The sequence below is a fragment of the Massilia sp. X63 genome (genome assembly GCF_041023745.1).
Lineage (GTDB): Bacteria > Pseudomonadota > Gammaproteobacteria > Burkholderiales > Burkholderiaceae_D > Telluria.
On sequence record NZ_JBFTEF010000002.1, the window covers coordinates 121813 to 135150 of the forward strand.

Annotated in this window: 12 protein-coding genes; 8 read left to right on the forward strand and 4 right to left on the reverse strand. The window is 67.2% G+C overall.

Annotated elements, in window-relative coordinates:
• Positions 1–226: 226 nt before the first annotated feature.
• Complete coding sequence (locus AB3347_RS04705) at positions 227–1213, reverse strand: TRAP transporter substrate-binding protein (RefSeq protein ID WP_369090628.1); 987 nt, start codon at positions 1211–1213, stop codon at positions 227–229.
• 126 nt (positions 1214–1339) lie between these two features.
• On the opposite strand from AB3347_RS04705, the gene AB3347_RS04710 reads away from it, so the two are divergent.
• The 3 genes from AB3347_RS04710 to AB3347_RS04720 all read left to right on the forward strand — a co-directional run bounded on the left by AB3347_RS04710 (position 1340) and on the right by AB3347_RS04720 (position 4534).
• Entirely contained in the window at positions 1340–3343 is a 2004-nt protein-coding gene (locus tag AB3347_RS04710; protein ID WP_369090629.1) for a nitrogen regulation protein NR(II), read from the forward strand.
• 56 nt (positions 3344–3399) lie between these two features.
• On the forward strand, positions 3400–3999 hold the full coding sequence (locus AB3347_RS04715; RefSeq protein WP_369090630.1) for a response regulator transcription factor: 600 nt from the start codon (positions 3400–3402) through the stop codon (positions 3997–3999).
• A gap of 157 nt (positions 4000–4156) precedes the next feature.
• Positions 4157–4534, forward strand: a complete 378-nt coding sequence (locus tag AB3347_RS04720) for a DUF3052 family protein (protein ID WP_369090631.1) — start codon at positions 4157–4159, stop codon at positions 4532–4534.
• Positions 4535–4538: 4 nt separating this feature from the next.
• On the opposite strand, the gene queG is transcribed toward AB3347_RS04720, so the two are convergent.
• Positions 4539–5636, reverse strand: coding sequence for a tRNA epoxyqueuosine(34) reductase QueG (gene queG, locus AB3347_RS04725; RefSeq protein WP_369090632.1), 1098 nt, complete (start codon positions 5634–5636; stop codon positions 4539–4541).
• Between the two features lie 54 nt (positions 5637–5690).
• On the opposite strand from queG, the gene tsaE reads away from it, so the two are divergent.
• Genes tsaE through AB3347_RS04740 form a run of 3 tightly spaced genes read left to right on the forward strand, consistent with a single transcriptional unit; the run spans position 5691 to position 8388 of the window.
• Positions 5691–6179, forward strand: coding sequence for a tRNA (adenosine(37)-N6)-threonylcarbamoyltransferase complex ATPase subunit type 1 TsaE (gene tsaE, locus AB3347_RS04730; protein WP_369090633.1), 489 nt, complete (start codon positions 5691–5693; stop codon positions 6177–6179).
• Positions 6140–7573, forward strand: coding sequence for an N-acetylmuramoyl-L-alanine amidase (locus AB3347_RS04735; RefSeq protein ID WP_369090634.1), 1434 nt, complete (start codon positions 6140–6142; stop codon positions 7571–7573). The genes tsaE and AB3347_RS04735 overlap by 40 nt, the downstream gene beginning before the upstream one ends.
• Before the next feature lie 17 nt (positions 7574–7590).
• Entirely contained in the window at positions 7591–8388 is a 798-nt protein-coding gene (locus AB3347_RS04740; RefSeq protein ID WP_369090635.1) for a D-hexose-6-phosphate mutarotase, read from the forward strand.
• An 88-nt stretch (positions 8389–8476) separates the two neighbouring features.
• On the opposite strand, the gene AB3347_RS04745 is transcribed toward AB3347_RS04740, so the two are convergent.
• On the reverse strand, positions 8477–9547 hold the full coding sequence (locus tag AB3347_RS04745) for a carbonic anhydrase (RefSeq protein WP_369090636.1): 1071 nt from the start codon (positions 9545–9547) through the stop codon (positions 8477–8479).
• A gap of 125 nt (positions 9548–9672) precedes the next feature.
• A complete protein-coding gene (locus AB3347_RS04750; protein ID WP_369090637.1) occupies positions 9673–10317 on the reverse strand; it encodes a VTT domain-containing protein in 645 nt (214 codons plus the stop codon).
• 155 nt (positions 10318–10472) lie between these two features.
• Between AB3347_RS04750 and AB3347_RS04755 the strand changes: the two genes are divergently transcribed.
• Positions 10473–11402, forward strand: a complete 930-nt coding sequence (locus tag AB3347_RS04755) for a peptidylprolyl isomerase (RefSeq protein ID WP_369090638.1) — start codon at positions 10473–10475, stop codon at positions 11400–11402.
• Between the two features lie 18 nt (positions 11403–11420).
• Positions 11421–13337, forward strand: coding sequence for a DNA mismatch repair endonuclease MutL (mutL, locus tag AB3347_RS04760; protein ID WP_369090639.1), 1917 nt, complete (start codon positions 11421–11423; stop codon positions 13335–13337).
• The last annotated feature ends 1 nt before the right edge of the window (position 13338 follow it).

Genomic DNA, 13338 nt, shown 5'->3' on the forward strand with positions numbered 1-13338 from the left:
GTCTCCTCGATAGTTCTCCGGTATGGATTACCGTGATTTTCTCTATGCTCCCCAAAACCGTGTGTGTTCTGTTCGCGTACGCACCATGTGGGTGCGAGAAGGCCCCATCATAACGCAAGCTCCCTACGCCTGCGTATCTTTTTGACCACATGAGAAAAATTATTTTAGTTATGAAGAAAACGCATGACCGTTCGCATGTGTGTCATTTGTGTGTCATCCGGCGCGCTTAATGACCGACTTCGCGGCGGATGGCCTGCACCACGTCCTTGCCGATGCGCGTTTCCATCTGTGTATACACCGGCTGCATGGCGCGGCGCCAATCGGCCTGCTGCTGCGGGCTGAGCGTGTGGATGGTGGTGGTGCCGGCGCGCCGGATCGATTCCAAGGCGGCGTCGTTGGTGCGCTGGGCAATGGTTTTCTCATAGGCGGTAGCCTCGGCCATGGCGCGCTCCAGCTGCCTGCGGATGGCGCCCGGCAGGCCGTCCCAGAACTTCTTGTTGACGATGACCGCATAGCCCAGGTAACCGTGGTTCGATACCGTCAGGTGCTTCTGCGATTCGTGCATGCGCTGGGTGAACATGTTCGAGGGCGTGTTCTCGGTGCCCTCCACCACGCCGTCGCGCAACGCCGGGGCGGTTTCCGAAAAGGCCAGCGCCAGCGGCTGGGCGCCGAGCACGCGCATCTGGACGTCCAGCACCTTCGAGGCCTGGATGCGCATGCGCAGGCCGCGGAAGTCGGCCGGTTCCAGCAGCGGCTTGTTGGCCGACATCACCTTGAAGCCGTTGTCCCAGTAGGCCAGGCCGGTGATGCCCTTCGGTTCGAGCTTGCGCAGCAGGCCGCGCCCGATGCGCCCTTCGGTCACCGCGTACAGCGCCTGCTTCGACGGGAAGATGTAGGGCAGGTCGAAGGCCTCGAATTCCTTCACGCCCAGCGGCGAGAACTTGGCCAGCGACGGGGCCAGCATCTGCACCGCGCCCAGCTGCAGGGCCTCGAGCTCCTCGCGGTCCTTGTAGAGCTGGCTGTTCGGGTAGACTTCCACCTTGACCCGGCCGCCGGTCATCTGCTCGGCAAGCAGCTTGAAGCGCTCGGCGGCGCGCCCTTTCGGCGTGTCCGGCGCGACCACGTGGCTGAACTTGATGACGATCGGCGCCTGCGCCCATGCGCCATTGGCTGCGCAGGCGAGGAGCACTGCGGCGATCGTTTTGATCTGCATGGCGGTTCGGTTCATCCTGAAGACAACGAGAATATGATGGGTGGATCCAGTCTGCGCGGCATGCGCCCGGCGCGCCATCGTGGACTTCCACAATAACCCGACAGTGTAACGAAATACGGAGCATCGATGAAACTTCCGTTCGCCCAGCAGGCGGACCCGCTGCCGGCCAACGAGCGCGCACGCTCCTGGCGCTGGCTGGTGCCGGTGCTGCTGGTGCTGCTGTTCCTGGCCGTCCTGATCTGGCTGCCCTGGCAAGCGCGCCAGATGGAAGCGACCGAACGCCAGGAACAGCTGATCGCCGATACGCTCTGGGTCGAGCAGACCCTGCGCTTCGAGCTGGCGCGCAGCGAAGAGGCGCTGGCCGGGCTGGGCGCCGACCTGGTGGCGCGCCCGCCCTCGCCCGCGGCGTTGCAGGCGCGCTTCCGGCAGATGTTCAACAATGGCCACGAACTGGTGCGCATCGTCTGGTACGACGCGAACGGCGCGATCGCGGCCAGCCATGGCCTGGAAGCGCCCGCCGCCCTGCCCGCGCCCACCCGGCTGGCCGCCAGCGTGGCCGGCGCCACCCGGCGCGGCCGCTACAGCGAGCCCTACGGCGCAAGCCAGGCCACGCCCGGGATGATCGATTACTACCTGCCCTTGTATGCCGAGGGCAAGCCGGCAGGCAGCCTGGTCGCCACCTACAGCCTGCAGGTGCTGCTCGACGAGACCGTGCCATGGTGGTTCGCCCAGGACAACGCCCTCACCCTGCTCGACCGCGACGAGCACGCCGTGGCGCGCCGCGCGGCCGGCGGTCCGGGACGCGGCATCTACACCCACCGCCGCGAGCTCGACCTGCCGGGCGCGCTGGTGGTGCTGTCCACCGACAGCACCAAGCGCGCGCCCCAGCTGCTGCCGAACCTGCTGGTGGGCTCGGTGATCGTGCTGGCCCTGGGCCTGGTGCTGAGCCTGGGTTCGCTGTGGCGCCACATCTCGCGCACGCTGGCGGCCGAGCGCGCGCTGCGCCAGCAGATGGCCTTCCGCACCGCGATGGAGAATTCCCTGATCACCGGCCTGCGCGCGCGCGACCTCGAGGGACGCGTCACCTACGTGAACCGCGCCTTCTGCGAGATCGTCGGCCTGCCGCGCGAGGAACTGGTGGGCAAGAAGCCGCCCATGCCCTACTGGGCGCCGGAAGTGATGCTCGAGTACGAAGAGCGCTTCCGCGGCGTCCTGTCGGGGAACATCACGCCGCAGTTCGAGACCGTGTTCCAGCGCCCCGACGGCACCCGCGTGCCGGTGCTGGTGTACGAGGCGCCGCTGGTCGATGCCGACGGCCGCCAGACCGGCTGGATGAGTTCGGTCCAGGACATCACCGACCGCAAGCGCGCCGAAGAACTCAACCGCCAGCAGCAGGAAAAGCTGGAGACCAGCGCGCGCCTGGCGACGATGGGCGAGATGTCTTCGATGCTGGCGCACGAGCTGAACCAGCCGCTGGCGGCGATCTCCAGCTACACGGCCGGCGCGCTCAACGTGCTGGAGCGCACCGGCAAGGCGGGCGAGCCGGTCAATGCGGGCATGCTCAGGCACGCGCTGGAACAGGCCAGGCAGCAGGCCCAGCGCGCCGGCCAGATCATCCGCAGCGTGCACGAATTCGTGAAGAAGCGCGAGCCGCGCCGCGAACCGGTCACGATCCACAGCGTGGTCGAAGGCGTGCACGCGCTCATCGAACTGCAGGCGCGCCAGGCCGGCGTGATCCTGCGGGTCGAGCTGCCGCCGCGCCTGCCGCGGGTCGAGGCCGACCGCGTGATGCTGGAGCAGGTGCTGCTCAACCTCACCCGCAATGCGATCGAGGCGATGCACGCCACGCCCTTGGAGCAGCGCGTGCTGCGCATCACCGCGGCCCACGACGAGGGCACGGTCTCGGTCTCGGTGATCGACCGCGGCCACGGCATCCCGCCCGAGGTGGCGGCCGGCCTGTTCTCGCCCTTCTTCTCGACCAAGCTCGACGGCATGGGCATGGGCCTGTCGATCTGCCGCACCGCGATCGAGTTCCACGGCGGGACGCTCACGCATGCGCCGAACCCGGCCGGCGGCACCATCTTCAGCTTCGCCTTGCCGGCGCAAGCGGCGAACCGGGCGCTGGGCTAAAATCCGCCTGCGGCCCTTGCCGCTGACAAAACAAGAAAACGCACGGAGACCCTCACATGCTGCACATCGTCGACGATGAAGACGTCATCCGCGACGCGCTCGCCTGGCTGGCGCAGTCGCGCGGCCTGGAAGCGCGCGGCTACGCCAGCGGCGAGGCATTCCTCGCCGCCGTCGGCGCGCCGCACGCCATCGGCACGGGCGGCGCGCGCGGCGACTGCGTGCTGCTGGACGTGCGCATGCCCGGCATGAACGGCATCGCGGTGTTTGACCAACTGGTAAAAAACGGCCTGATCGGGCGCCTGCCGGTAATCTTCCTGACCGGCCACGGCGACGTGCCGATGGCGGTCGATTCGCTCAAGCGCGGCGCCTTCGACTTCTTCGAAAAGCCCTTCAACGACAACGTGCTGATGGACCGCGTCGAGGAAGCCTTGGCCGCGTCGCGCAAGGCGGCCGAGGCGGCCGTGGTGCAGGCGCGCCTGGCCACGCTGTCGGCGCGCGAGCGCGAGGTGCTCGACCTGATCCTGGCCGGCATGATGAACAAGGTGGTCGCCGACAAGCTCGGCATCAGCATGCGCACGGTCGAGGTGCACCGGGCGCATATCTTCGACAAGATGCATGTGAAGACGGCGGTCGAGCTGGCCGGTCTGCTGAAATAAACCCGCTCCTTGGAAGTTCCTGAACCGCCCTCAATTGCTCTCCGTTCTCCTTCTTTTGCGCGCGGCAAGCGTCCCAGCCGATTGAAGGAAGCCTTGTAAAATGAACCGGAACGCCGCGACCGTTCATGTCGCGGAGCTATTGCATTTAGGAATTCTCATGAGCGAAAAAACAGTTGCAGACAAAATGTTCCTGAGGACGGCGAAATCGATGCTGATCCTCAACGGCCAGGCCAACCCGGGCGTTGCGGCGCAGATGCCGGCGCAGCTGGTCAAGGAAGGCGACGGCCCCTTCGACGTGATCCTGATGTTCGCGCTCAACCGCAAGGAGCTCGAGCACTACCTGCCGGTCGCCAAGGAACGCCTGGGCGAAAAAGGTTCGCTCTGGATCGCCTACCTGAAGCAGACCGCCTCCAAGGCCACCGACATCAACCGCGATTCGATCAACGCCTATGCCAAGGAGAACGGCATCACCGCGGTGGCCATGATCTCGATCGACGGCGACTGGTCAGGCCTGCGCCTCAAGCGTATTGACTGAAGCCTCAGATTGCCTGTGCGTGCCGGGCGAGCGCCCAGGCCACATGCTCGCGCACCAGGGCGGACGGATGCGCCGCCCGCGCCGATAGCGCCGCGACGATCGCCGCGTCGCCCCTGAGGCCCTCGGCGGCGGCATTCCCCAGCCCCACCGCCAGGTTGCGCAGCCAGCGCTCGTGGCCGATGCGCCGGATCGGACTCCCTTCCATCCGGCGATTGAATTCCTCCTCTTCCCAACCGAACAGTTCGACCATGCCGGCATCGCCCAGGCCGTTGCGCTCGTCGAAGTCGGGCAAGGCCGCGCGCTGCGCGAACTTGTTCCAGGGGCAGGCCAGCTGGCAGTCGTCGCAGCCGTAGATGCGGTTGCCGATCAGCGGGCGGAATTCTTCCGGGATGCTGCCCTTCAGTTCGATGGTCAGATAGGAAATGCAGCGCCGCGCGTCCAGCCGGCCCGGGCCCAGAATGGCCTGGGTCGGGCAGACCTCGATGCAGGCCTGGCATTGGCCGCAATGGGCGCCGGTGGGCGGGTCGCTAGGCAGCGGCAGGTCGACCAGGATCTCGCCGATGAAGAAGGTGGAACCGGCCGCGCGCGACAGCAGCAGGGTGTGCTTGCCGCGCCAGCCCAGGCCCGATTTTTCGGCCAGCGGCAGCTCCATCACGGGCGCGGAATCGGTGAACACGCGGTAGCCCAGCTCGCCCACCGCCGCCTTGACCTTCTCGGCCAAGGCCTGCAGGCGGTTGCGCAGCACCTTGTGGTAGTCGCGGCCGCGTGCATACACCGAGACCACGGCGGCGCCGGGTTCCAGCTGGCGCCGCGTTTCCTCGGCACGCCAGTCGCCGCCGCGTGTCATGGGCAGGTAGTCCATGCGCGCGACGATGGCGCGCACCGTGCCGGGCACCAGTTCGCCGGGCCGGGCACGCTTCATGCCGTGGCTTGCCATATAATCCATCTCGCCATGGCAACCGGCATCCAGCCAGGCCTGCAGGCCGGCTTCCGCATGCGCCAGGTCGACGTCCGCGATGCGCACGTCGGCAAAACCGAGTTCCGCGCCCCATGTCTTGATGGTGCGTGCGAGCTCGTGCAGGTCGGGAGGGGATGTCAACATGGCAGGATGGAACAACGTGGCGCGTGTGCGCTGATCAACATAGTATTTTATTCGATGCAGCCCTTCAAAGCCTACTTGCCCGACGAATCCGCCACCATCGCCCTGGGCCAGGCGCTCGCCAGCGCGCTCCAACCCGGACTGGTGATCTACCTGCACGGCGACCTCGGCGCGGGCAAGACGGCGCTCACGCGCGCCCTGATCCAGGCCGCCGGGCACCGCGGCACCGTCAAGAGCCCGACCTACACGCTGTCCGAGCCCTACCGCGTGGAGCTGGACGGCCAGGCCGTCAACATCATCCATTACGACCTGTACCGCATGTCCAGCCCCGAGGAATTCCTCGATGCGGGCTTCCGCGAAGACTTCGACGGCCGTAACATCTGCATCGTCGAATGGCCCGAAAAAGGCGCGCCGGTGTTGCCCCCACCCGACGTCCGGGTATTGCTTAACGTCAGCGGTCTCGGGCGTGAGGTAGAATTGCAGGCGTTGTCTCAACTAGGCCAGCTATGCCTCGACCGTCTCGCCTACACCCCGCCGACTCCCTGATCGCCGCGCAGCCCGCGTCCGCGCGCCGCCGCACCCTGCTCAAGGCCGGCGGCACGCTGCTGCTGTCCGTGGTGGCGCCGCTGCCGGCCAACGCCGCCCAGATCCTGGCCGTCCGCGTCTGGCCCGCGCCCGACTACACCCGCGTGACGCTGGAAAACGACAGCGAACTCAAGACCCAGCACTTCCTCGTGCCCGATCCGCCGCGGCTGGTCGTGGACATCGACGGGCTGGGCCTGAACGATACGCTCAAAAGCCTGGTCGCCAAGATCGAGTCGAACGACCCCTACATCAAGCAGGTGCGCGTGGGCCAGAACCGGCCGAACGTGGTGCGCCTGGTGTTCGACCTCAAGGAAGAGATCAAGCCGCAGGTGTTTACGCTCGCGCCGGTGGCCGGCTACAAGCACCGCCTGATCTTCGACCTGTATCCGACCAGGCCGGTGGACCCGATCGCCGCGCTGATCGAAAAGGGCGACTGGATGACCGAAGACGCGGCCGAGGCGGTGGCGAACAGCGCCAATCCGGCCTCGCCCCTGCCCGCCACGCCGCCGGCCCAGACCGGCGCCGGCCCCGACGCCATCGCCAAGCTCGAATCCGAGATGTCGGGCCTGGACGGCACCCCGCCGCAGCACGCGGTGCAGCCGACGCCTTCGAAAGGCGGCGCGAAAGCGCCGGCGCAGAAGGTGGTGCGCATGGTCACCATCGCGCTCGACCCCGGCCACGGCGGCGAAGACCCGGGCGCGATCGGCGCCAACGGCAGCCGCGAAAAGGACATCGTGCTGGCCGTGGCCAAGCGCCTGAAGGGCAAGCTGGAACAGTTGCCGAACACCCGCGTGATGCTCACCCGCGACGGCGACTACTTCGTGCCGCTGGGCCAGCGCGTGCAGAAGGCGCGCAAGGTGCAGGCCGACCTGTTCGTGTCGATCCATGCCGACGCCTGGATCTCGCCCACCGCGCGCGGGTCCTCGGTCTTCGTCCTGTCCGAGAAAGGCGCCAGCTCGAGCGCGGCGCGCTGGCTGGCGAACGACCAGAACAAGGCCGACCTGATCGGCGGCGCGAATTTCGCGGTGCAGGACAAGCAGATCGCCAGCGTGCTGTTCGACCTGTCCACCACGGCCCAGATCAACGACAGCCTCAAGCTCGGCAAGGCCGTGCTGAGCGAGATCGGCGGCATCAACCGCCTGCACAAGGCCGCGGTCGAACAGGCCGGCTTCGCAGTGCTGAAGGCGCCTGACATTCCATCGATTCTGGTGGAAACTGCATTCATCTCGAACCCCGACGAAGAAGCCAGGCTGCGCGACGACGGCTACCAGAACCAGCTGGCCGACGCCATCGCCAAGGGCATCAAGCGCTACTTCGCCGACAACCCGCCAATGGCCAAGAGCCGCCAGACCTGACCCTCGACCCTTTTGCCATGACCCTTGCCACCCATACCAGCTTCGGGCAACTGCCCGCGATCCGCGTCCAGGCCCCGGACGGCGCGCAAGCCACCATCACCCTGTACGGCGCCCACCTGGTCTCGTGGAAGGGGGCGGACGGCCGGGAGCGCATGTTCCTGAGCGAGAAATCGACGCTCGACGGCAGCAAGGCGATCCGCGGCGGGGTGCCGGTGATCTTCCCGCAGTTCGCGGAGCGCGGCAAGGGCATGCGCCACGGCTTCGCGCGCGTGAACAACTGGCGCCTGGACGACAGCGGGCTGGACGAGGACGGCGCGGCCTGGGCCGTGTTCGACCTGGCCGCGGGCGACCTGCCGACCAGCGTGGCCGACGCCTGGCCGCACACCTTCGCCCTGTCGCTGCGGGTGGCGGTGCGCGCCAACGAATTGCGCATGCACTTCACCGTGCGCAACCTGGGCGCCGAGCCCTTCCCGTTCTCGGCCGCGCTGCATACCTACCACCTGGTGCCGGACGTGTGCGAGGTGCGCATCGAAGGCATTTCCTCGGACGAGATCTCGATCGTCGACAAGCTCGATGCGGTCTATCCGCACGTGACGGGACGCGCCCAGCTGGCCACCAGCGCCGGCGTGACGCTGCTGGAGCAGTCCGGCTTTACCGACGCCGTGGTCTGGAACCCGGGGGCGGTCGATGCGGCGGCGCTGTCGGACATGGAGAACGACGACTACAAGCGCTTCGTGTGCATCGAGCCGGCGCTGCTCGATCCGGTGACGCTGGAGGCGGGGCAAAGCTGGACCGGGACGTATCGCGTCGGTTAACGACTAAGCCGGGCGGAGCCCGGCTTTTTTTACGCCAGCGATTCGCTTCGAGCCTGGGTCCCTGCCTGCGCCGTCAGTACCAGGACCGTCAGTTCGACTCCTTGATCATCCTGCCGTTACTCGGCTGTACCGGCCGCGCATTGAGCGGATACAGGCGCGAGAACAGCGCCATCTGCGCCGGCGAGGCCTGCATCGGCTGCTTCATCACGATCCACAGCACGTCTTCGGTGCAGGGCGGCTCGGTTAGCGAGCCCATGTAGGTGAAGTATTCGCGCTTTTCCGGCAGCGCCTCGTTCGGGTCGATCACGATCGAAGGCGACACGGCCTGCTTCTTCTCCAGCGGCAGGTGGTTCCACACGGTCTGGATCATCGGATTGGCCCGGCCGCGCTCGAGCAGCACGGCCAGCACCAGCAGCTTGCCTTCGAAGCTGCGGTGCACGAAGTGGATCACCATCTCGGTGCCCTTGCCGTTGATCTTCTCTTCCGACGGGCGGTGGAAGTGGAACTGCTGCAGCTCGTAGGTCTGGTTGCCGACCGTGAGGAAGTTGCCGCCGCCGACCGTCACCTGGATGGTGTGGCCGTTGTCGATTTCGCTGAACGAGCTCGGGTGGTAATCGAAGGCGATCTGCTCGAGGTCGACCTTGATGCCGTCGCGCAGGTCGATCGGCGACTGGCGATTGCCGGTGCTGCACTTGGCCCAGCCCGAGTTGATGTTGGACCAGTTGGCCGGGCCGTACTCGCCCTCGTAGGACCAGTGGGTGCCGGTCTTCGGCTTGTTGGCGGCGGCGATCGCGGCCTCGGCTTCCTTGCGGCGCTTGGCTTCGGCGGCGCGTTTCGCCTTCGCGGCCGCGGCGGCGCGCGCGGCCTGCTGCTCGCGCAACTGGGCCAGGCGCTCGGCGATGCGCACCGACAGGTCGACCTCGGACTGTTCTTCATTGGCGGCAGGCGCGGCCGGCGCCGGGCGGGCCGCGGCCGGGCGTGCATCCGCGGCCGCGACCAGGGCCTTGATATCAGCCTTGGCTGCGCCGGCGGCGGGTTTGCCTTCGAGGATGGCCTTGACGTCGGCCGTCTTGCCGTCGGCCGGCTTGGGAGCAGGTTCGCGCGCGCTTGCGCAAGCCATGGCGAGGCTGCAAGCGAACAGGGCGATAAGGTGGCGCATGAGAATCCAGGGAATGAGGCTGTCCTCATGCTTATCGGCAATAAGCGGCTGAAACTTGAGTGCGCTAAAACAACAAGGCCCCGAGAATCTCGGGGCCCTGTAGAAAGATGGCAAGAGGTCGACGCTTATCGGCTCAGCATGCGGCGGCCGAATTTGTAGAGCCCCCCGATCGCCAGCGGCACGATCGCCGCCGACACGCCGACCAGCACGATCTCGGTCAGGTGGTCCTTGATGATCGGGATGTTACCGAAGAAGTAGCCCGCGGTGACCAGGCTCGCCACCCACAGCACCGCGCCGGTCACGTTGAACATCTGGAAGCGCGCATGGGTCATTTCCGAAACACCCGCCACGAAGGGCGCGAAGGTGCGCACCACCGGCACGAAGCGCGCCAGGATGATGGTCTTGCCGCCATGCTTCTCGAAGAAGTCGTGGGTGCGCCGCAGCGCGTCCTTGTTGATCCATCGGTAGTGATGGGTGAACACCCGGTGGCCGATCGCCTGCCCGATGTAGTAATTCAGGGTATTGCCGGTGACCGCCGCCGTGACGAGCAGCGCCATCAGGAGCGGATAGTTCATCTGGCCGGTGGCGCAAAAGGCGCCGGCAATGAACAGGAGGGTGTCGCCGGGGAAGAAAAACAGGAGCACCAGGCCGGTTTCGCAGAACACGATGGCGAACAGCACGATGTACACATAGGTTCCGTACTGGGCCAGCAGCGTGCCCAGCGTCTTATCGACATGCAGGAGCATGGCGAACAGTTGCATCAGATCCATAATTTTCCTAAGAGGTAGCCAAACATCATACCATTTCCGTCATTACCGCCGGCCGGAAAGCGCACTCTTCCAACGGATATTTCTGCCCACGATCGCTTTACCTGATGACCACATTCCCTCAAAATCGTTGGGATAACAACACCCCAGGAGACCGCATGTTTGCAGCCCGTACCACGATCCGCCTTGCCGCGGCCGCACTGGCCTGGCTGGCCGCCGGCGCCGCCTGCGCCGCGCCCGCCAAGGCCGCACAGGAACTGCCGCCCAAGGCCTCGCTGGCCGACGTGATCAAGGCGTCCAAACCGTCCGACTGGCGCCCGCTCGATCCGGAAAACACGATCTACATGGACCTGCCGACCGGCCGCGTGGTCATCGAACTGGCGCCGGGCTTTGCACCCAGGACCGCCGCCAACATCCGTGCGCTGGTGCGCGAAAAGTATTTCGACGACCTGTTCATCATCCGCTCGCAGGACGGCTTCGTGGTGCAGTGGGGCGACCCGGACGAGGAAAAGCCGAAGCCCTTCAAGGCCGCCAAGACCATCCAGGCCGAGTTCACCGCGCCGATGGCGTCGGTGGGCGGCTTTACCCGCCTGAAGGATGGCGACGTGTACGCGCCGCAGGTCGGCCACGTGAATGGTTTCCCGGTCGCGCGCGACCCGAGCAGCGGGCGGGCCTGGCTGGCCCACTGCCCGGCCATGGTGGGCGTGGCGCGCGACACCGGCGCCGACACCGGCAATGGTTCGCAGTTGTACGTCGTCACCGGCCATGCGCCGCGCCACCTCGACCGCAACATCACCGTGGTCGGGCGCGTGGTCTCGGGCATGCCGCTGCTGTCGGTACAGCCGCGCGGCCTTGGCGCCGCCGGCTTCTACGAGAAGCCCGAGCAGCGCATGCCGCTCAGGCTGGTGCGCATGGCGGCCGACGTGCCGGAAGCCGAGCGCAGCAGGTTCGAAGTGATGCGCACCGACAGCGCCACCTACCAGGCCGCGGTCGAAGCCCAGCGCAACCGCGGCGGGCCCTGGGCCAAGTTCGCGACCGGCAAGATCGACCTGTGCAATGCGCCGATTCCGGTGCGGGAGCAGAAATAGGCGAGCTATAATTTGCGCATGAACGCCCCCGTCCCCAACGCTGCCACTGCGCATCGCCCGATCCAGCAACTGCCCGACCAGCTCATCTCCCAGATCGCCGCCGGCGAAGTGGTCGAGCGGCCCTCCGCCGTGGTCAAGGAACTGCTGGAAAACGCGCTCGATGCGGGCGCGACCCAGATCACCGTGCGCCTCGAAGAAGGCGGCGTCAAGCGCATCGCCATCACCGACAACGGCCGCGGCATCGAGCCGGAGCAGCTGCCGCTGGCGCTGGCGCGCCACGCCACCTCCAAGATCGCTTCGCTGCACGACCTCGAGCACGTCGGCACCCTGGGCTTTCGCGGCGAGGCGCTGGCCTCGATCGCCTCGGTGGCCGCGGTGCGCATCACCTCGCGCACGCCGAACGCCGCCCACGCCTGGGAAATCGTCGGCTCGCACGAGGGCACCGTGGCGCCCTCGTCGGGCGCCTTCGGCACCACCATCGACGTCCAGGACCTGTACTTCAACACCCCGGCGCGCCGCAAGTTCCTGAAGTCCGAGCAGACCGAATACGGCCACTGCGCCGAGATCGTGCGCCGGATTGCCTTGTCGCGTCCGGACGTGTCGTTCAGCCTGACGCACAACGGCCGCACCATCGACCACTGGAACGTGAGCGAGGCGGCCAAGCGCAGCGCCCATATCCTCGGCAACGACTTCGCCGACGCGCGCCTGGCGCTCGACGAAGCGGCCGGACCGCTGCGCCTGCACGGCTACGTCGGCCTGCCGACCGCCTCCAAGGCGCGCGCCGACGGCCAGTTCTTCTACGTGAACGGGCGCTTCGTGCGCGACAAGCTGCTGGTGCACGCGGTGCGCGCGGCCTACCAGGACGTGCTGCACGGCGACCGCTTCCCCTGCTACGTGCTGTCGCTCGACCTCGACCCGGCGCTGGTCGACGTCAACGTGCACCCGTCCAAGATCGAAGTGCGCTTCCGCGACAGCCGCGCCGTGCACCAGTTCGTGTTCCACGCGGTGCAGCGCACGCTGGCCCAGACTTCCGCCACCGCCCACGGCAGCGCGCCGGCGCCGATCACGGCCGCCGAAGTAAAGCCGAGCGGCACGCCGGTATGGGCGCCGCGTCCGCACGAGCAGACCTCGTTCGGTGCGCAACTGGCGCCGAGCTTCTCGCCCTCGCCGTTCGCGCCGGGCAGCCGCTGGGACGATGCGCGCCCCGCCCCATCCACCGGCGGCGTGGCGCAGCGTCTCGAGTCCTACGGCGCCCTGTTCGCGGCCGGCGAGCCGGCCAAGGCGACGGCGCCGGTGGGCGTGCCGCTGTCGAGCGGCGAGCGTCCGCTGTCGAACGAGGACTTCCCGCTCGGCTTCGCGCTGGCCCAGCTGCACGGCATCTACATCCTGGCCCAGAACACCAGGGGCCTGGTGCTGGTCGACATGCACGCGGCCCACGAGCGCATCCTCTACGAGCAGATCAAGAACGCGCTCGACGCCCGCGTCGAGGGCGAAGAGCTGCAGGTGCAGCAGCTCCTGATCCCGGTGACCTTCTACGCCGACGCCGTCGAGGTGGCGACCGCGCAGGACCATGGCGAGACCCTGAAAACGCTCGGCTTCGACATCGCCGCGCTCTCGCCCACCACCCTGGCGGTGCGCACCGTGCCGGTCCTGCTGAAGAACGCCGACGCGCAGACGCTGGCGCGCGACGTGCTGCGCGACGTGCGCGAATACGGCGGCTCGCGCGTGCTGATCGAGCGCCGCAACGAGCTGCTCGGCACCCTCGCCTGCCACACGGCGGTGCGCGCCAACCGCATCCTCTCGGTGCAGGAGATGAACGCCCTGCTGCGCCAGATGGAAATCACCGAACGTTCAGACCAGTGCAACCACGGCCGTCCCACCTGGGTCCAGCTCGAGATCTCGGCGCTCGACAAACTCTTCCTGCGCGGCCAGTAAA

Excerpts from the sequence above, each read along its gene's own strand:
- AB3347_RS04705 (WP_369090628.1), bottom strand. The coding sequence starts at position 1,213 with ATGCAGATCAAAACGATCGCCGCAGTGCTCCTCGCCTGCGCAGCCAAT.
- AB3347_RS04710 (WP_369090629.1), top strand. The coding sequence starts at position 1,340 with ATGAAACTTCCGTTCGCCCAGCAGGCGGACCCGCTGCCGGCCAACGAG.
- AB3347_RS04715 (WP_369090630.1), top strand. The coding sequence starts at position 3,400 with ATGCTGCACATCGTCGACGATGAAGACGTCATCCGCGACGCGCTCGCC.
- AB3347_RS04720 (WP_369090631.1), top strand. The coding sequence starts at position 4,157 with ATGAGCGAAAAAACAGTTGCAGACAAAATGTTCCTGAGGACGGCGAAA.
- queG (WP_369090632.1), bottom strand. The coding sequence starts at position 5,636 with ATGTTGACATCCCCTCCCGACCTGCACGAGCTCGCACGCACCATCAAG.
- tsaE (WP_369090633.1), top strand. The coding sequence starts at position 5,691 with ATGCAGCCCTTCAAAGCCTACTTGCCCGACGAATCCGCCACCATCGCC.
- AB3347_RS04735 (WP_369090634.1), top strand. The coding sequence starts at position 6,140 with ATGCCTCGACCGTCTCGCCTACACCCCGCCGACTCCCTGATCGCCGCG.
- AB3347_RS04740 (WP_369090635.1), top strand. The coding sequence starts at position 7,591 with ATGACCCTTGCCACCCATACCAGCTTCGGGCAACTGCCCGCGATCCGC.
- AB3347_RS04745 (WP_369090636.1), bottom strand. The coding sequence starts at position 9,547 with ATGCGCCACCTTATCGCCCTGTTCGCTTGCAGCCTCGCCATGGCTTGC.
- AB3347_RS04750 (WP_369090637.1), bottom strand. The coding sequence starts at position 10,317 with ATGGATCTGATGCAACTGTTCGCCATGCTCCTGCATGTCGATAAGACG.
- AB3347_RS04755 (WP_369090638.1), top strand. The coding sequence starts at position 10,473 with ATGTTTGCAGCCCGTACCACGATCCGCCTTGCCGCGGCCGCACTGGCC.
- mutL (WP_369090639.1), top strand. The coding sequence starts at position 11,421 with ATGAACGCCCCCGTCCCCAACGCTGCCACTGCGCATCGCCCGATCCAG.